At 59.7% G+C, this 16,878-nt stretch carries 15 protein-coding genes; 5 read left to right on the top strand and 10 right to left on the bottom strand.

What is annotated here, in order from left to right; all coding sequences use genetic code 11:
* Positions 1 to 80: 80 nt before the first annotated feature.
* A complete protein-coding gene (locus PHU01S_RS14115; protein ID WP_021880223.1) occupies positions 81 to 1,019 on the top strand; it encodes an ABC transporter permease in 939 nt (312 codons plus the stop codon).
* 489 nt (positions 1,020 to 1,508) lie between these two features.
* Here the strand turns inward: PHU01S_RS14115 and PHU01S_RS26340 are convergent, their stop codons facing one another.
* Positions 1,509 to 1,673, bottom strand: coding sequence for a hypothetical protein (locus PHU01S_RS26340; RefSeq protein ID WP_218032453.1), 165 nt, complete (start codon positions 1,671 to 1,673; stop codon positions 1,509 to 1,511).
* 478 nt (positions 1,674 to 2,151) lie between these two features.
* On the opposite strand from PHU01S_RS26340, the gene PHU01S_RS14110 reads away from it, so the two are divergent.
* From PHU01S_RS14110 to PHU01S_RS14100, 3 genes are all read left to right on the top strand, one after another.
* Positions 2,152 to 3,075 carry a carbohydrate ABC transporter permease gene (locus PHU01S_RS14110; RefSeq protein ID WP_048746819.1) on the top strand — a complete coding sequence of 308 codons (924 nt, stop codon included), beginning with the start codon at positions 2,152 to 2,154 and terminating at the stop codon, positions 3,073 to 3,075.
* 78 nt (positions 3,076 to 3,153) lie between these two features.
* A complete protein-coding gene (locus PHU01S_RS14105) occupies positions 3,154 to 4,479 on the top strand; it encodes a glycoside hydrolase family 125 protein (protein WP_127508076.1) in 1,326 nt (441 codons plus the stop codon).
* A gap of 77 nt (positions 4,480 to 4,556) precedes the next feature.
* The gene (locus tag PHU01S_RS14100) at positions 4,557 to 7,310 is read left to right on the top strand and encodes an alpha-mannosidase (protein ID WP_049868815.1); all 2,754 of its coding nucleotides are present in this window, start codon (positions 4,557 to 4,559) and stop codon (positions 7,308 to 7,310) included.
* 76 nt (positions 7,311 to 7,386) lie between these two features.
* Here the strand turns inward: PHU01S_RS14100 and PHU01S_RS14095 are convergent, their stop codons facing one another.
* The 4 genes from PHU01S_RS14095 to PHU01S_RS14080 all read right to left on the bottom strand — a co-directional run bounded on the left by PHU01S_RS14095 (position 7,387) and on the right by PHU01S_RS14080 (position 11,729).
* Complete coding sequence (locus tag PHU01S_RS14095) at positions 7,387 to 7,938, bottom strand: GNAT family N-acetyltransferase (RefSeq protein WP_048746823.1); 552 nt, start codon at positions 7,936 to 7,938, stop codon at positions 7,387 to 7,389.
* A 1-nt stretch (position 7,939) separates the two neighbouring features.
* The gene (locus tag PHU01S_RS14090; protein WP_049868814.1) at positions 7,940 to 8,779 is read right to left on the bottom strand and encodes a DUF2785 domain-containing protein; all 840 of its coding nucleotides are present in this window, start codon (positions 8,777 to 8,779) and stop codon (positions 7,940 to 7,942) included.
* Between the two features lie 110 nt (positions 8,780 to 8,889).
* Positions 8,890 to 10,170, bottom strand: coding sequence for an ArsB/NhaD family transporter (locus tag PHU01S_RS14085; RefSeq protein WP_048746827.1), 1,281 nt, complete (start codon positions 10,168 to 10,170; stop codon positions 8,890 to 8,892).
* 188 nt (positions 10,171 to 10,358) lie between these two features.
* Positions 10,359 to 11,729 (bottom strand): MATE family efflux transporter, encoded by a 1,371-nt coding sequence (locus PHU01S_RS14080; protein WP_021881909.1) that lies wholly within the window; start codon positions 11,727 to 11,729, stop codon positions 10,359 to 10,361.
* Between the two features lie 245 nt (positions 11,730 to 11,974).
* On the opposite strand from PHU01S_RS14080, the gene PHU01S_RS14075 reads away from it, so the two are divergent.
* Positions 11,975 to 12,865: a helix-turn-helix transcriptional regulator gene (locus PHU01S_RS14075; RefSeq protein ID WP_021881908.1), complete on the top strand. Its 891-nt coding sequence runs from the start codon at positions 11,975 to 11,977 to the stop codon at positions 12,863 to 12,865.
* A gap of 995 nt (positions 12,866 to 13,860) precedes the next feature.
* On the opposite strand, the gene infC is transcribed toward PHU01S_RS14075, so the two are convergent.
* From infC to PHU01S_RS14050, 5 genes are all read right to left on the bottom strand, one after another.
* Positions 13,861 to 14,382 carry a translation initiation factor IF-3 gene (infC, locus tag PHU01S_RS14070; protein WP_127508074.1) on the bottom strand — a complete coding sequence of 174 codons (522 nt, stop codon included), beginning with the start codon at positions 14,380 to 14,382 and terminating at the stop codon, positions 13,861 to 13,863.
* Between the two features lie 75 nt (positions 14,383 to 14,457).
* Entirely contained in the window at positions 14,458 to 15,303 is an 846-nt protein-coding gene (locus tag PHU01S_RS26685) for a GNAT family N-acetyltransferase (protein WP_246029230.1), read from the bottom strand.
* On the bottom strand, positions 15,278 to 15,574 hold the full coding sequence (locus PHU01S_RS14060) for a putative quinol monooxygenase (protein ID WP_049868810.1): 297 nt from the start codon (positions 15,572 to 15,574) through the stop codon (positions 15,278 to 15,280). Before PHU01S_RS14060 ends, PHU01S_RS26685 begins: the two co-directional genes overlap by 26 nt.
* A 120-nt stretch (positions 15,575 to 15,694) precedes the next feature.
* Positions 15,695 to 16,333 carry a nitroreductase family protein gene (locus PHU01S_RS14055; RefSeq protein WP_048746836.1) on the bottom strand — a complete coding sequence of 213 codons (639 nt, stop codon included), beginning with the start codon at positions 16,331 to 16,333 and terminating at the stop codon, positions 15,695 to 15,697.
* A gap of 105 nt (positions 16,334 to 16,438) precedes the next feature.
* Positions 16,439 to 16,870, bottom strand: a complete 432-nt coding sequence (locus tag PHU01S_RS14050; RefSeq protein WP_232316998.1) for a MarR family winged helix-turn-helix transcriptional regulator — start codon at positions 16,868 to 16,870, stop codon at positions 16,439 to 16,441.
* Between the last annotated feature and the right edge of the window lie 8 nt (positions 16,871 to 16,878).

The raw sequence follows: 16,878 nt of genomic DNA, 5'->3' as shown, positions 1-16,878 counted from the left end.
ACGACCATTCCGGGCGAAGGCAGTTTCTTCGCCCGTTTTCTTTTTGCCTGAAAACGCACGCATGAAAAGGAGGCAACCCCATGAAAGGATTGGCCGGCTTCTTCCGCGACCTGGGCCGCAACAAAGCGATTCTGCTGATGGTGCTGCCGGGAGCGCTCTGGTTCCTCATCTTCTCCTACATTCCGATGGCCGGAACCATCCTGGCCTTCAAAGAGTACCGGATCAGCCGCCACGGCTTCCTCCGGAGCGTCCTGGACAGCGACTGGGTCGGACTGTCGAACTTCAAGTTCCTGTTCAGCACCAGCGACGCCTGGGTCATCACCCGCAACACGCTGCTCTACAACATCGTCTTCATCGTCCTCGGCCTCATCGCTTCGGTCGCCATGGCGATCGTGCTGTCCGAAATCGTCAACAAGCGCCTGTCCAAGCTGTACCAGACCGGCATGTTCCTGCCTTATTTCCTCTCCTGGGTCATCGTCGGCTACTTCGCCTTCAGCTTCCTCAGCCTGGACAAAGGCCTGCTCAACCAGATCCTGTCCTCCATCGGAATCGACCCGGTCAACTGGTACAACAACCCCGCCTATTGGCCTTTCATCCTCGTCTTCATCAGCCTGTGGAAGGGGATCGGCTACAACAGCGTCGTTTACCTGGCTTCCATCATGGGCATCGACCGCTCCCTTTACGAGGCCGCGATGATCGACGGCGCGAACAAGTGGCAGCAGATCCGCAACGTCACGATTCCGATGCTGAAGCCGCTCATGACCATTCTGACGCTGCTCGCCATCGGCAAGATCTTCTACGCCGACTTCGGCCTGTTCTACCAGGTGCCCCGCGACTCCGGCACGCTTTACTCCGTCACCAACGTCATCGACACCTACGTCTACCGCGGCTTGAAAACGACCGGCGAATTCGGCATGGTGACAGCCGCCGGCCTGTATCAGAGCTTCGTCGGCTTTACGCTCGTGCTTCTGTCCAACTGGGTCGTACGCCGCTTCGACAAGGACAACTCGCTGTTCTAGAAATTTTTAAAACGCATCGAAACGGACTGCGAAGCCAGCGGGTTCAGTCGTGCTAAAACGCATCGAAGTGGACTGCGAAGCCAGCGGGTTCAGTCGTACTAAAACGCATCGAAGCGGACTGCGAAGCCAGCGGGTTCAGTCGTACTAAAACGCATCGAAGTGGACTGCGAAGCCAGCGGGTTCTTCCGATCGCTCTTGCCCCCAGGTTAGTTGAATTGGATGTTAGCGGCGCTAACCCGGGGGCAAATGCGAACGCTCCGCTTCTACAGAATCCCGCTGCCTTCTCCGTCCCTCATGCGACTTGAGACCTTTCTTGCCTTTTGCAACGGAGCGGCCGCAGACGGCCCCTCCATTGCGGCATCGCATGCATCCTTCTAGCTGCACCTATTGAGGCATTGCATGCTGCCGTTCAGCTTCACCCATTGCGGCATCGCACGCCTGCCTTTCAAGTCACCCATTGCGGCATCGCATGCCTGCCTTTAGCTCCACTCATTGCGGCTTCGCATGCCTGCCCTTCAGGTCCACCCATTGCGGCATCGCTGCCTGCCTCTCAGGTCCCCCATTGCGACATCGCATGTTGCCTTTCAGCTTCACCCATTGCGGCATCGCCTGCCTGCCTTTCAGGCCCAGCCGCTTCGCTGGGACACTTGGCATTGCAGGCTGCGCCGCTGAGCCTCTTCGGTGCTTCCCCGGCTAGGCTTTCAGCCTTTTCCCATTACCGCCTTCCAAGCGATCGGAAGGCGGTTCCCCCTTATAAATAAGGGGGAGGCGGCGGTTGGGCTTTCAAACCGGGAGCGCAGCGGGCAGAATCGTTCTGGAGAAGCTTTGCCGGCGACCGTGACCCCATTGGAGATGGGGTGCGTGAGGGAGGCGGCGAAGCGTTCCCCTTTGAAGACCGGATGCTGACCCTGACAAGGGGTTGGGAGATGCATAGCATCCGGGGTTCAACAGGGATCGGAGGAATGATCTGCCGGCGGAGCGGATGGGGTTTGAAGGGGGTTGCCTTTGCCTTTGCCTTTGCCTTTGCCTTTGCCTTTGCCTTTGCCTTTGCCTTTGCCTTTGCCCCGATCTACCCGCACCACCAAGCACCAACAAGCCGCCCTCCAGGCGGCACGAAAGGAGTTTCCCCCTCATGGCCAAAGCAATGCCCGTCCGGAAACCCCGGGACTTCCAGAAGCTGTCGACCGGCTGGAACGTCGTCTTCAACCTCATCGCAGCCGTTTTCGCCTTGGCTTGCGTGTTCCCGTTCGTCTTCATCGTCATCATCTCGTTCACCAAGGAATCCAGCCTCGCCGAGAACGGCTACCAGATCCTTCCGGAGCATTGGAGCCTTGAGGCTTACCGGTACGTCTTCCAGAACGGCGACGCGCTGCTCCGCTCTTACGGCGTCACCATTCTGGTGACGGTCGTCGGCACCGTGCTCGCGCTGCTTGTCGTCACGCTGTACGCGTACGGCATTTCGCGCAAGACGTTCAAGTACCGGAATTTCTTCGGCTTCTTTGCTTTCTTCACGATGCTGTTCAACGGCGGCCTCGTCCCGACCTACATCGTCGTCACGCAGATGCTGGGACTCAAGGATTCCGTCTGGGCGATGATTCTGCCTCTGATGGTCAACGCCTTCTACATCCTGATCATGCGTACGTTCTTCAGCACGATGGTTCCCGACGCCATTATCGAATCCGGCAAAATCGACGGCGCCGGCGAATTCCAGATCTTCTGGAAACTCGTCCTGCCGCTCGCGCTCCCCGGACTTGCCACGATCGCCCTGTTCAGCACGCTCGGCTACTGGAATGACTGGTTCAACGCCCTGCTGTACATCGAGAATCCCAATCTCGTGCCGCTGCAGTCGATGCTGATGCGCATCGAAACCAACATGCAGTTCCTGCTGTCGCAGGCGGCGAGCAATTCCTCGCTGGCGTCCAATCTCCAGAACATGCCGCAGGATACTTCCCGCATGGCGATGGTCGTGCTCGCCACCGGCCCGATCATCCTCGCCTACCCGTTCTTCCAGCGTTATTTCGTACAAGGATTGACGATCGGAGCGGTCAAGGAGTAAGCTCGCGGCAAAGAAGCCGGACAACCTGCACGATCCCCACTTCCCAATCTCACTTTCGACAAGGAGCCTGATCATTCCATGGAACAATTCCGCCTCCCCAAAATCCCGATGCCGAAGCTGGAGACGCCTGCCGCCGTACAGGCCGTCCTCGAGGAAGCCGGCCAGCGCCTGGCGCATCGTCCGAAGCTGCTCGAGCTTTTCCGCAACTGTTTCCCCAATACGCTGGACACGACGACCAAGCTGATGGCTGACAGCACCACCTTCGTCATCACCGGCGACATTCCGGCCATGTGGCTGCGCGATTCCGTCGAACAGGTCATCCACTACGTTCCGCTTGCCAAGGAGGACCCTTCCCTCCAGCGGATCATCGAAGGCCTCATCAAGCGCCACATGAACATGATCCGGATCGACCCTTACGCCAACGCCTTCAACGAAACCAGCAACGACTGGCACTGGAACACGACCGACGTGACCGACATGGGTCCATGGGTATGGAAGCGCAAGTTCGAGCTCGACTCGATCTGCTTCTCGTTCCGCCTCGCCTATGCCTACTGGAACGAGACGAAGCATACCGCCATCTTCGACACGGACTTCAAGCTGGCGATGAGGACGGCAATCGATCTGTGGAAAACGGAGCAGCGGCACTTGGAGCAGTCCCCCTACCGCTTCACCCGCAACAACGGCATTCCGACCGATTCGCTGCGCAACAGCGGCCTCGGCATGCCGGTCAACTATACGGGCATGATCTGGTCGGGCTTCCGCCCGAGCGACGATGCGTGCGACTTCCACTACAACATTCCGGCCAACATGTTCGCCGTCGTCACGCTGCGGCAGATGCGGGAGATAGCGGAATGGGTATTCCGCGACATGGCGATGGTGCAGGAGCTGGCGGATCTGGAAGCGGACGTCGACCACGGCATCCAGCTGTACGGCGTGTACCGCCATCCCGAGTTCGGTCCCATCTACGCCTACGAGACCGACGGCTTCGGCAACTACTGCCTGATGGACGATGCCGGCACGCCGGGCCTGATGTCGATCCCTTACGTCGGCTATACGTCCGAGGACGATCCGATCTATCTCAACACGCGCCGCTTCGCGCTGAGCAAGGAGAATCCGTTCTATTACGAAGGCGCCAAGGCCAAAGGCATCGGCAGCCCCCACACGCCGCCGGGCTACATCTGGCATATGGCCCTTTCCATGCAGGGCATCACAGCCGTATCCGCCGAGGAAAAGCTCGCCATGATCGACATGCTGGAGTCGACCGATGCGGACACCGGATTCATGCATGAAGGGTTCCATTCCGACGATCCCGCCGTATTTACGCGCAGCTGGTTCGCCTGGTCCAACAGCCTCTTCTCGCAGCTCGTTTACCGGGCGATGAAGGACGGCCTGCTGGACGCCTGATTCCACTTGCCTGTTGGTCAAAGACCGATCGTCAACATCGCTTTCACTCCACTCCGTACTGAAAGGACGTGCTCCCCATGAGCAAGCGCACCGCGCATCTGATCTCGCATACGCACTGGGACCGGGAATGGTACCTCCCCTATGAGAAACATCATGTCCGGCTCGTCGAGCTCGTCGACACCTTGCTGGACACGCTCGAGAACGATCCCGGCTACCGCAGCTTCTTCCTCGACGGCCAGACGATCATCCTGGAGGATTACCTTCAGGTGCGGCCGGACAACCGCGAACGCCTGCAAGCCCTGATCACCGCGGGCCGCATCGGGATCGGTCCGTGGTATATTCTGCAGGACGCCTTCCTCACGAGCGGCGAGGCCAATCTCCGCAACCTGCAGATCGGCCATGAGGATGCCGCCCGCTGGGGTCCGGTATCCAAGATCGGCTATTTCCCCGACACGTTCGGCCTTGTCGGCCAGACGCCGCAGCTGATGGCGCAGGCCGGCATCGACAACGCGCTGTTCGGGCGCGGCGTCAAGCCGACCGGCTTCAACAACGAGGTCGGAGAGTCGACCGCCTTTGAAAGCTCCTTCTCCGAGCTCATCTGGGAAGGGCCCGACGGCTCCCGCGTGCTCGGCATTCTGTTCGCCAACTGGTATTCCAACGGCAACGAGGTGCCGGTTCAAGCCGAGGAAGCCCGCGCCTACTGGCAGCGCAAGCTTTCCGACGCCGGCAAATACGCGTCGACCCCGCATCTGCTCTTCATGAACGGCTGCGACCACCAGCCGATCCAGACGGATCTGGCCGAGGCGATCCGCATGGCCGGCGCGGTAGAGCCGGATGTGACCTTCATCCACTCCAACTTCCCGGACTATCTGCAAGCCGTCCGCGAGTCGGCGGGAGAGCGGCCTCTGTCGGTCGTTCAGGGCGAGCTGCGCAGCCAGCGCACGGACGGCTGGGGAACGCTGGTCAACACCGCCTCCTCGCGCGTCTACCTCAAGCAGATGAACGCCCGCGGCCAAGCTCTGCTGGAGCGCGCGGCGGAGCCGCTTGCGGCCTACGCTCATCTGCACGGCAAGGATTACCCGCATCACTTGCTCACGTACGGCTGGAAGCTGCTCATGCAGAACCATCCGCATGACAGCATCTGCGGCTGCAGCGTGGACGAGGTCCACCGGGAGATGGTCGCCCGCTTCGACAAGAGCCGCCATGTGGCGGAATCCATCCTCGACGAGACGGCGCGTTTCCTCGCCGACGCCGTGGACACCCGGGTATTTGGATCCTACGGCTCCGATGCTCTGCCGTTCGTCGTGAACAACACGACCGGATATGAACGCGGCGGCACCGTGTCGGTAGAACTCGACGCGGCACGGATCTATTTCCGCGATGGCATCCCGATTCCGGAAATGAACTCCCGCATCTCCGAAATCGGCCTCGAAGGCCGAGTACTCGTAGACGATCAGGGGCAGGCTATTCCTTGCACGATGGAAGATCTCGGTCTTCAGTTCGGCTATGACCTGCCGGACGACGCTTTCCGCCAGCCTTACCAGGCCCGCCGAGTGCGCCTGACCTTCCGCGCTGACGCCGTGCCGGCGCTCGGCCACCGCGCTTATGCCTGGGTGAAAGGCGGGCAGGCGCCGACGCAGCAGCCTTCCCTTCTCCAAGGAGGCCGCGTGCTGGACAATGGCCTGCTGCGCGCCGAAGTCGCCGAGGACGGCAGCTTCGCCTTGAGCGATCTCCGCACCGGACGGGTTTACACCGGTCTTGGCGTATATGAGGACAGCGGCGACATCGGCAACGAATACATGTTCATGGCTCCGAAGGGCGTAGAGCCGCTGACCACGAAGGGCTTGCAGGCATCCGTCCGCGTTGCCGAGGACGCTCCGTACCGGGCCGCTCTGGAAATCGTCCACGAATGGGAGCTGCCCGCCTCGGCTGATGAGCTTCTGGAGCGCGAGCAGCGGGAAATCGTCTACTTCCCGGAACGCCAGGCCGGCCGCTCCGAGCAGACGGTCAAGCTGCGCCTGACGACGACCTTGTCGCTGGAGCGGGGAAGCAGAAGGCTGGACATCGTCTCCTCCTTCGACAACCAGGCCAAGGATCACCGGGTGCGCATGCTGTTCCCGACGGATCTCGAGACGTCTGTCCACACGGCGGACTCCATCTTTGAAGCCGCCTTGCGCGACAACGAGCCATCCGCCGAGTGGACCAACCCGAGCAACGCGCAGCATCAGACGGCCTTTGCCGACGTCAGCGGCCTGGCCGCGGCCGGCGCGCGCGCCGGTCTTACCGTGGCGAACAGCGGGCTGAACGAGTACGAGGTGCTCCGCGACGGCCGCAATACGATCGCGGTCACGCTGCTCCGCTCGACGGGAGAGCTCGGAGACTGGGGCTGGTTCCCGACGCCGGAAGCCCAGTGCATCGGTCCGCATGAAGCGCGCTTGGCGCTTATCCCGCATGGCGGCGACGGAGCCGCAGAAGGCGCGTATGCCGAGGCCTACCAGTTCGAAACGCCATGGACGACGGCGCAGACCGGCATCCATGGCGGAACGCTCCGTCCCGTCGATGCCGCCTTGGCCTGGGAAGGCGAGGCGCTGGCGTTCTCAGCCTTCAAGGTCAACGCTGTCGGCGACGTTATGGCCCGCTGGTACAACTTGAAGCGCGAGCCCGCCAAGCTGGCCGTCCAGGCTCCGGCAGGAGCTTCCGGCTGGTACAAGAGCGGCGTGCTTGAGCAGGCCGAAACCGCGTCCGGACTGGACGCCGGCCGCCGCGCCGAGCTTCCGGCCGGTCCTGCGGAGATTATTACGCTCGGCTTCTCGCATCGGCTTCAATCCTAAACCTTAAAGCAACGCCAAAAAAGACCCGGGAGCTTGTCCCGGGTCTTTTTTGGCCTGCCGTTCGGCAGACGGCCCTCTAGCTTTCCAGCGCCGCTTCCCATTCCCGGCGGAGTATGCCCATGCTGATCCGGTCATACAGGCGTCCGTCCCGCCAGACAGCCTCTCTGGCCCTGCCTTCGTGGCGGAAGCCCGCCTTTTCGTACGCCCGGATGCCGCCCGCATTATACTCGATCACATCCAAGCCGACACGGTGCAGATTGAGCTCGTGGAACGCATAGCGCAATAGGATCTTCAGCGCGTCCGAGCCATACCCGCGGCCCCGGTTCTGCGCCTCCCCGATGCCGATCGCGAGCATCCCGGCGCGGTTGTTCCATTCGATGCTGTGGATGGCCGCGAAGCCGATCAGCTCGTCGCCTTCAAGCTCACGCAGACGGAAGTAGACTTCCTTGGAGCCGGGCTCCGACTCCGATTCCATCTGCTTTTCCGTAGCCGGCACCGCGTACTCCGTGTCCACGTTCCGCAAGTAATCGGAATCCTCCATCCAAAGCGCCATTGTGGCGACATCCTCCGGCCTTGGAGCGGCCAGTCGGACGAGCTTTCCTTCAAACAAATTCGGCCTCAGCCCCATATCAAATCCTCCTGTTGGTCTGAAGACGTCGGACCGCTTCCTCTGCGGCAGCCCGGGCTTCGCCAAGCTCCCCGTCAAGCCGGAAATAGAGCGTCTTCAAGAAATAAGCCAGTCCGATACGGGTGTGGAAAGCCGCCAAATAATCCGTTCCTGAAGAAAGGAAGGCTTCATACGCCTCCGGCAGTCCCTGGATCCATCCCGCCAGCGCAGCATCGGCCAGACCGCGTTCCAGCAGCCTGTCGATGACAGTCGTCAGCCTGCTGTCCTCATCGTCGGTATAGACCGTCTCCTTGAAAAAAGCACTCTGCACCGCTGCCAGAATGTCCGGAGCCCGCTCCGGCCGGAACGCCGGATGCCTGACGCAGGCACCAAGCAAATCCGCTCCGTGCGCGATGGCATGGGCCCATCCTTTCTCAGGCACGAAGCCGCGGGTATCCCGCTCTCTTTCCATATAGGACAAGCTTTGGCGGATCGCCTTCTCCGTTTGGGCGCCGCTCAGGACGCCGCTCTTCCTGTCCGCGACGATGACGCATGTCAGCGCCAGAGAGGCGAAGGAGCGCGTGAACACCGTATCGCTCCCTTGTTCCCCGATTCCGCTCATCTGCAGCCCAAGACAGCGCTCCAGCACACGCTCCAGCTGTCCGGGACTCAAATATCCTTCCCCGATCCATTTGGCGAACGCGGAGTAGATGAGCTCGTCCCTCAGCTCCGGGTCTACGGCCCCGATATGATCCAGCATGTCCTCCAAGAGCAGATCGCTATCCTCTTGAAGCCAGTCTCCCTTGCTTGTCTCTGTCATCCGCTGGAGCTTGAGCTTGAGCTCCTCCGATGTCTGTCCCATTTTCACGCCCTCTTTCCTGATTCCTTCAGCTCCCCGTATCTTACCGCTCCGCCGGGAATCCGTCAGGCTCCAGAATGGTTATAGACGTTCTCGACAGCCGTATGCCGCAGCTACAGCAGATACCGCAAATAGACGTACACGCTGGACAGCGCGACCGAGAGCAGCATGAGCGGGAAGCCGTATTTCAGGAACGTCAGGAACCGGATCGGATATCCCTCCCGGGCCGAGATCCCCGCCGCCACGAGATTGGCGCTCGCCCCGATCAAGGTGCCGTTGCCGCCAAGGCAAGCCCCGAGCGCCAGGCTCCACCAGAGCGGCTCCAGGTTGTCGATTCCCATGCTCCCCATGTCCTGGATGAGCGGAATCATCGTGGCGACGAACGGGATATTGTCCAGAAAGGCAGAGGCGATCGCGCTGAGCCATAAAATCAGCATGGACGCGGATTTCATGTCGCCTCCGGTCAGATCCACGGCGTTTTCCGCCAAGCGGCCGATGACGCCCGTGTCGACCAGCCCGCCCACAAGGACGAACAAGCCGATGAAGAAAAACAGCGTCGGCCATTCCACCGCGGCAAGGGATGCCTCCAGCATGCGCTCTCCGGTGAGCAGCAGCAGGATGAACGCTCCTGCCAGCGCCACGGTCGCGGATTCCAGATGCAGCGCCTGATGCAGGAAAAAGCCCGCGATCGTAAGCCCAAGCACCGACAGCGACTTGATGAGCAGCTTCCGGTCATGCAGCAGGCCGTCCTCCTCCATCTCCATCAGTCTCGCCTTCAGCTCCGGCGTCGTGCGCAGCTGCTTGCGGAAGATGAGCATGAAGATCGGCACATAGACCGCCATGATGATGGCGATGATCGGCGCCAGATTTTCGATGAAGGCGAGGAAGGTCAGCTCCTTGACCGCGCTTCCGATCATGATGTTCGGCGGATCGCCGATCAGCGTCGCGGTTCCGCCTGCGTTGGAAGCGATGACCTGGGTAATCAGGAATGGAATCGGGCTGACCTTGAGCCGGCGCGTAATGCTGAACGTGACCGGGACGATGAGCAGGATCGTCGTCACGTTGTCTAGGAAGGCGGAGCCGAGAGCCGTGACGAGCGCCAGCGCGACGAGAATGCGTACCGGCTCGCCCTTGGCCAGCTTGGCGGCCTTTATCGCGGCGTAGGCGAATATGCCGGTCTCGGCGGTGACATGCACGATGATCATCATGCCGATCAGCAGGCCGAGCGTATTGAAGTCGATATGCTCGACCGCCTTATGCTGCTCGACGAGGCCTGCGGCCACGACGATGAGAGCGCCCAGCATGGCGGCGACCGTACGGTGGATTTTTTCGGAAACGATGAACGCGTAGGTAAGCAGAAAAATCGCGACAGCCCATGCAGCCTGCAAAAACAAGACCTCCTGAAGATGACGATAAATGGACAATCATGAAGCTTTCATGATTTTACCATAAAAAAGCGAATCTCTTTAAGCCATCTTCAGCTTCCGATTACTTCCAGCGAACAATCCGGAACGAAAAAAAGGATGTCCTGGAGGCTCGCGCCTTTCGGACATCCTTTTTGGTGCTGTCGATTGCGGCAGGCTCACATCTCCGCAGCGGTGCCGCTCGCGACAGTCGGCACTTCCTGGGCCGCGCCGCGCGTAGCCCACTTGCGGCTGCGCCAGCGCAGCCAGCAGACGAAGCCGCGCAAGTATTCGTCCGCGATCATGCAGGCGTAGATCGCGACCAGCCCCCAGCCGAGATGGATGCTGAAGTAGTAGGCGACGGCTACCGATACGCCCCACATGCTGACTGTCGAGATGACCATCGTGAAGCGGGTATCTCCGACCGCGTTGAGGGAGTCGGCTATCGTCATGTTGAGCATCTTGCCCGGCTGCAGCAGCAGGTTGAGACCGAGCAGGGAAGCGCAGATGGCCAGTATCTCGCTGTCCGAGGTGAACAGCCCCAGCATCTGCCTGCCGAACAGGAACACGAGCAGCGCGTTGCCGATGACGACCAGCTGGCCGATCCAGAGGCCGGTATAGGCGCCCTTGTACGCCTCCCGCATGCGTCCCCCTCCGAACAAGTGGGCGACCCGAATCTGCGTAGCAAGCGCGATCGAGAACCCGATCAGGAAGCAGAACGATTCCAGCGTGTTCATATACGTGCGCGCCGACAGCTCCTTGGCTCCGAGCGAGCCGATGAACGTGAAGATGACGAGCTGGGAGAACACCCAGTTGGCCGAGTATACGCCGAGCGGCCAGCCGATCTTCATGACCTCGGAGAACAGTCCGCGGCTCCAGATCTTGATGTCGCCCCACCAGATGCGGCGCTCGAAGGCGAACAGGAACATGTAGAAGAGCAGCGCCGAGGCGAGCAGGCGGCTGACCAGCGTGCTGACGGCGACTCCCGTCAGTCCCCACTGCGGCAGGCCGAAGGCGCCGAAGATGAAGCCGTAGTTCAAGATGATGTGGATGACATTCATGCCGACGGCCGTGTACATCGGTCCCCGCGTGTTGCCGGTGTTGCGGATCGCCGTGCTCAGCGTGCTCATGACGGCGATCAGGATCATGCCGCCGCCGACGATGGAGATGTAGCGGACCGCCATCGGCACCAGCTCCTCGGGCATCTGCAGCACCCGGGCGATCGGCGCCGGGAACAGGATCAGCACCGCGCTCAGCGCCGCGCCGATGAGGACCGTCGCCTTGAGGGCGATAATGGAAATCGTCCGGGCCTCTTCCTCTTTCCTTGCGCCCAGCTTTTGCGCGATCAGGATGCCTGCGCCGCTGGCGATGACCGTGAAGAGAACCGTCATCGCATTGAACAGCTGATTGGAGAAGCCGACGACCGCTACGGCGTCATCGGACACTTTGCTGACCATCAGCGTATCGGCGGCCCCAAGAAGAAACTGCAGGAACAGCTCGATGAAGATCGGCCACGAGAGCGCCCACAGGGAATAATTACGATTTTTCATTTATGCAACCTCCACCCTGGATAACCTGGTACGGATCGCCCGCACCGGGCTGATGAAAGCCCTTACTTCGCCCAAGCCGCCTAACAACCTAACTTATTAAGGATGATGCGGATTACAAGTGAGTATGGAGCTCATTAGTCAAACCAAATTATAAGTGCTATACTCGCTCTGAGGTATCAAGGATGCAACCTTAACTTTCAAAATTCCAACTTCATTTTCATTCCAAGCAAAGGATAGAGTAGCCCATGAATCTGCTTCAGTTCGCTCTTCCGCCGCTCCCCTTCTATATCAGCAGCGGCCATGAAACGCATGGGCCGGGACTGGTCCATGTCGATCGCCGCAACATCGGCGTGTTCGATCTGCTCGCCGTCAGGCAAGGGACGCTGCACATCGGAGAAGAAGACCGCCGTTATGCCCTCGGCGCGGGAGAAGCGCTCATCCTTCGTCCTGACGCCCATCACTTCGGCACTTCCCCATGCACGGAGACGACCGAGTATTACTGGATGCACTTCGGCCATCAGGGCCATTGGACGGCGACCGACGAGCGGCTGCCGCTCTACCAGAGCCAGCGGGATACGGCCGATTCCTCCGCCAGCGCGGCCTGGAAGATGACCGCGCCGCCCTTCTCCGTCCAGGTTCCGCAGCATTCGGTGCTGCTGCAGCCGGAGCAGGCGTTCGAGCTGCTGGAGCAGCTGACGGCCATCACGCAGAGCGGCCATATGGGCGGCGCTCTCTGGCGCCAGCAGATCCTCTTCCAGGAGCTGCTCCAGCAGCTGTCGGCGGCCATCGACGCCCGCTCCACCTCGCCTTCGGCCGCTTGCGCCACACAGGCGGCCGCCTATCTGCGCCAGCATTACGCCGAGGAGATCAGCGCCCGCGAGATGGCCGACAGCCTCAATTTCCACTCCGTCTATATCGCCCGCTGCATGCAAAAGGAGTTCGGCTGCTCGCCGAAGGAGTACCTGCTCCGCTATCGGATCGGACAGGCCAAGCTGCTGCTTCTGCGCACCGACTATCCGGTCTCCCGCGTCGCGGAAGAGGTCGGCTTCAACCAGGCGGCCTACTTCGCCTCCTGCTTCGCCAAGTACGAGGGCATCTCGCCGCGCAGCTACCGGCTGCGGTTCTCGCATGCCTGAGATTCGCTCCGGTCCATCCCAAGCGAGCCCTACGCGGGAACACGTATGAAACCCCAATGAAACCCCAATGAAACCCCAATGAAACCTTGGTTGCACCCAACTGCGCCAATAATCTTGCGCTGGGATAATGGAGGCCGCCGCTTCCGGAATCGCAGCGCTAGTTTCCTGGCCTTTTTTGGCATCGGCGCTTGAACCTGAAACCGGGCTAGATACTTCCAATCGTCGCTTGAGCTTGTGACCGACTAGATGCTCCTACATCTCCGCTTGAGCTTGTGACCGACTAGAGACTTCTACATCGCCGCTTGAGCCTGAAACCGGGCTAGATACTTCTACTCGCCGCTTGAGCTTGTGACCGACTAGATACTTTTACATCGCCGCTTGAGCTTGTGACCGTTGATATTTCTGCTCGGCCGCTTGGGCAGCCCGACACTTCCACTTCCCGCTTGAGCTTGAACCAGGCTGGTACCTTTACCTGAGAGGGTTTCAAAATAACGGGGTTGCCCAATTGCAAGCGACCCATCCCCGTTTTGGTCTTGTTCGGTGGTTGTATCGGACATACGTTCCGCTATTTAGGCTTTTTCTTCGTTTTCGTGCCTTTATCGGACATACGATCCGTTATTCCATCCATCTAAATCGGTATTCCAATAAGAACGAACAAATAGCGGATCGTATGTCCGATCCGCTTCAATAATGGCCTTTTATCGCAAAATAACGGATCGTATGTCCGATCCGGTTTCCTTTGCCTGAAAACAATCCGAACCCCGGCAAGGAACAAGCGCACCTTCAACTTGAGTCCACACCTGCACAGCATCCTTAATTGTTGCGAATCCTCGACTTGAGGTTCGGCATCTGAACGGCATCCTTAATTGCGCATCCTCGACTTGAGACCCGCACCTGAACGCCACCCATAATGCGCGCATCCTCGGGCACCGGCAAGCCGTCAATCCCCGGCTATTTCCTCAACGATATCGCGGAGGCAGCTCAGCACCTGCAGCCTAGAGCGGATTCACCTTCACCTGCGAGCCTTTGCCGCTCGTCTGGATGCCGCTTTCCTTGCGGCCGGCTTCCTTCAGATCGTCCAGCAGCCGCTCCAGCACCGCTTTGGCGGCGGCGCCTTCCTTGGCTCCGGACGCCTTGACGACAATCTGGACGGCACTGCCTCCCCGCAGCAGCTTGTCCGCCTGCCGCAGCTTCGTGTCGTAATCATGCTCCTCGATATGCGCGGTGAAGCGAAGCTCCTTGACCTTTTCGCCGCTCTTTCCGCTCTTGCCGCCATGGCTTGGCGCGCCCTTCCCGGCCGTCTTGGCATCTTGGCGAGCCTTGTCCTTGCCCTTCCCTTTCGGTGTCAGGCTGCAAGGCGGCGGGCTGCTCATCAGCGAGGTGCAGACGAGATCCGCTCCGGCCGCCTTCGCCAGCGCCAGCGCTTCCTCCCGGCTGACGACGCCGATCTTCTCTCCGTTCAGTCCTGTCAGCATCACCTCGAATGCTTTGATTTGCTCGTTGATCAATACCGCCATAATCGCCTCTTCACAGCCTCTCTTCCGATCTTATTCTGTTAGCATACCCGGCTGGCGGCCTGCATTCAATCCCGTTCATTTGGATTTCGTCAAATAGAGCACCAGATCGTCATCCACGCGCACCTGGCCGCCGGGCTCGACGGGACGGTTGCCGTACATGACTCCTTTTCCGTCCGGGATATATCCCCGTTTGACGTACAGTCTCTGTGCGCTGCCATAATCCGCATACAAGCCGAATCCGATGCCGACTAGATCCGATTTTGCAAAAACCCGCTCCTCCAGCGCTTCGATCAGCCGGCTTCCGACTCCCTGTCTTCTGAACGGCGGGATGACGTCGAAGTTCTGAATTTCAGGGATTCGGTTCTCGGCAAAGTACGGATAATCCGACTTGAATACCACATGTCCCCATCCTGCGAATTCCTTTTCCAGAAAGGCCAGGAATGTTGCTCTTTCTCCCTTTTGGTTCTCTTCCCAGCAGCGCTCGATGTAATCAAGAGGCTTGCCGACGTCGTGGCCGGTCAACCCTTCATAGATGAGCTCGATGTCCTCCCCTGTCATAGGGCGAATTCCGATACCAGTCTCCATGTTCTGCTTCCCTCCCGCGATCAGACGATTCAGGATCATGTTATCACAATGGCGGCAATTCGATTGGTAAAGAACGACTAAGATCAAACCTTCCTGAACGCTTCCTCTTCCCCGGTAAATAGACAAAAAGACCAGCCGAATGGGCTGGCCCTGACATATATCGGGAAGCAGTTTTCCCTGGAACTCTGTTATTTCATGGAACTCTATTATTTCATGGAACTCTGTTTTTCCCTGGAACTCTGTTATTCCCTGGAACTCTGTTATTCCCCGGACCTCCATTATTGAAACTCCATTATTCCCCGAAGCTCCATTATTTCTGAACAGCTTCTCCCGCAAAAGCGCGCACGTCCAGCGGAGCCGCCATATAAGCCTGAGCAGACTTCACAAACGACTGAAAATGCCCGCTGGCATTATGGGCCGCGACAGCCTCCGCATCCTGCCAAAGCTCGACCATCGTGTACGAATGCTCCTGCTCCGTGTTCTTGAGCAGGCTGTACGAAACATTGCCGGCTTCGGCTCGGGAAGCTTCCACCAGCGCCTCGGCGGCGCTTAGGAACTCGCTCTCCGCCTCGCTTTTCACCTTGATGCCTGCATGGATGATAATCATGTCGGTTTCCTCGCTCTCGTGGCCTGATGCCGTTCCATCCGGGCAATCATAGCCTTGTCTTTCTACGCGTATTCCGCTCCGCTATAGCTTCACTCAGCCTGCAGCCTCGTCCTGCTGCGCTTACTTCCACTCCGCTACGCGGTCCACAGCCAAGCGGGTCGTCAGCCGGGCTTCCTTGGCCGCGACGCCGACCGAGATCAGCATGACCGGAACATAGCGGTCCTTCTCCATGCCGAACACGTCGGCGATGCGGCTCTTGTCGTAGCCCCCGATCGGGTTCGTGTCATAACCGCGGGCGCGGGCTGCAAGCATGAGCTGCATCGATACAAGGCCGCTGTCCACCAGAATCATCTCGCGGAAAGCCTGGGCCGGAATCGAAGCGAACAGGCGAGTGTAGTTGGCCATCATCTGGTCCTTCACTTCCTGCGGCAGGAAGCCTCGCTCAACCGCTCCGCCCATGATTTCATCGGCATAATCGAAAGCTTTCATGTCGGCGAAAACGGCAATGACAGCAGACGAAGTGTTGACCTGCGTAGCATTGTTCGGCGCGATCTCGGCCAGAGCCGCTTTCGCCTCCTCGCTTTCAACGACGAGGAATCTCCACGGCTGCAGGTTGACGGAAGATGGAGCCAGGGTCGCTTCCGCCAGAATCTCGGTCATTTCCTCGCGGCTGATTTTGACGGCCGGATCGTATACCCGCACAGAGCGGCGTTCGGAAATGATTTTTTTGTAGTCGTTCGATTTTGTAGATACAGTCATGATTTATCTCTCCCTTGTCTTATCTTCTGTATTTTTATCTCTATCCATCCGTCTTCTTCCCGGAAGCCCGGGTCGCTTTCCAAGCCATGCTTCATTCTAAAAAAATCAGGATGTACCGGCATTTCCGGAACGGCTCAGCGCCGTTTCCACCTGCTGCACCTTGTCGCCGAGCTGCTGCAGCATCCGGACAAGCTCAAGCCGCTCCTCCTCGCGGAGACCGGACTGCAGCTCTTCCATGAAGCGGTCCTTCTGTTCCTGGTGGGAGCGCAGACGGCTGTGGCCCTCTTCCGTCAGCTGAACGAGCGTCAGACGGTTGTCGCTCTCGCATCGGGTACGGGTGACGAGTCCTTCCGCTTCCAGCTGCTGGACATGCCGGGTGACCGCGGCGGGATCGATCGAGACCGCCTTCTGCAGCTCCGCCTGGCTGATCTGACCGCCGGCCAGCTTGAAGAGCAGCTCGAGCCGATTCGGGCTGATGCCGGCGCAGCGCTCGAACCGGGTCGCGATATGCTTGTTCAGATGAAGGAGCAGACACAACAGATCTT

It is taken from the genome of Paenibacillus humicus NBRC 102415, assembly GCF_004000905.1.
Classification (GTDB): Bacteria; Bacillota; Bacilli; order Paenibacillales; family Paenibacillaceae; genus Paenibacillus_O; species Paenibacillus_O humicus.
Note: the sequence above shows the minus strand (reverse complement) of the source record. Positions and strands in the feature narration are given on the sequence as shown.

Excerpts from the sequence above, each read along its gene's own strand:
- PHU01S_RS14115 (WP_021880223.1), top strand. The coding sequence starts at position 81 with ATGAAAGGATTGGCCGGCTTCTTCCGCGACCTGGGCCGCAACAAAGCG.
- PHU01S_RS26340 (WP_218032453.1), bottom strand. The coding sequence starts at position 1,673 with ATGCCAAGTGTCCCAGCGAAGCGGCTGGGCCTGAAAGGCAGGCAGGCG.
- PHU01S_RS14110 (WP_048746819.1), top strand. The coding sequence starts at position 2,152 with ATGGCCAAAGCAATGCCCGTCCGGAAACCCCGGGACTTCCAGAAGCTG.
- PHU01S_RS14105 (WP_127508076.1), top strand. The coding sequence starts at position 3,154 with ATGGAACAATTCCGCCTCCCCAAAATCCCGATGCCGAAGCTGGAGACG.
- PHU01S_RS14100 (WP_049868815.1), top strand. The coding sequence starts at position 4,557 with ATGAGCAAGCGCACCGCGCATCTGATCTCGCATACGCACTGGGACCGG.
- PHU01S_RS14095 (WP_048746823.1), bottom strand. The coding sequence starts at position 7,938 with ATGGGGCTGAGGCCGAATTTGTTTGAAGGAAAGCTCGTCCGACTGGCC.
- PHU01S_RS14090 (WP_049868814.1), bottom strand. The coding sequence starts at position 8,779 with ATGGGACAGACATCGGAGGAGCTCAAGCTCAAGCTCCAGCGGATGACA.
- PHU01S_RS14080 (WP_021881909.1), bottom strand. The coding sequence starts at position 11,729 with ATGAAAAATCGTAATTATTCCCTGTGGGCGCTCTCGTGGCCGATCTTC.
- PHU01S_RS14075 (WP_021881908.1), top strand. The coding sequence starts at position 11,975 with ATGAATCTGCTTCAGTTCGCTCTTCCGCCGCTCCCCTTCTATATCAGC.
- infC (WP_127508074.1), bottom strand. The coding sequence starts at position 14,382 with ATGGCGGTATTGATCAACGAGCAAATCAAAGCATTCGAGGTGATGCTG.
- PHU01S_RS14060 (WP_049868810.1), bottom strand. The coding sequence starts at position 15,574 with ATGATTATCATCCATGCAGGCATCAAGGTGAAAAGCGAGGCGGAGAGC.
- PHU01S_RS14055 (WP_048746836.1), bottom strand. The coding sequence starts at position 16,333 with ATGACTGTATCTACAAAATCGAACGACTACAAAAAAATCATTTCCGAA.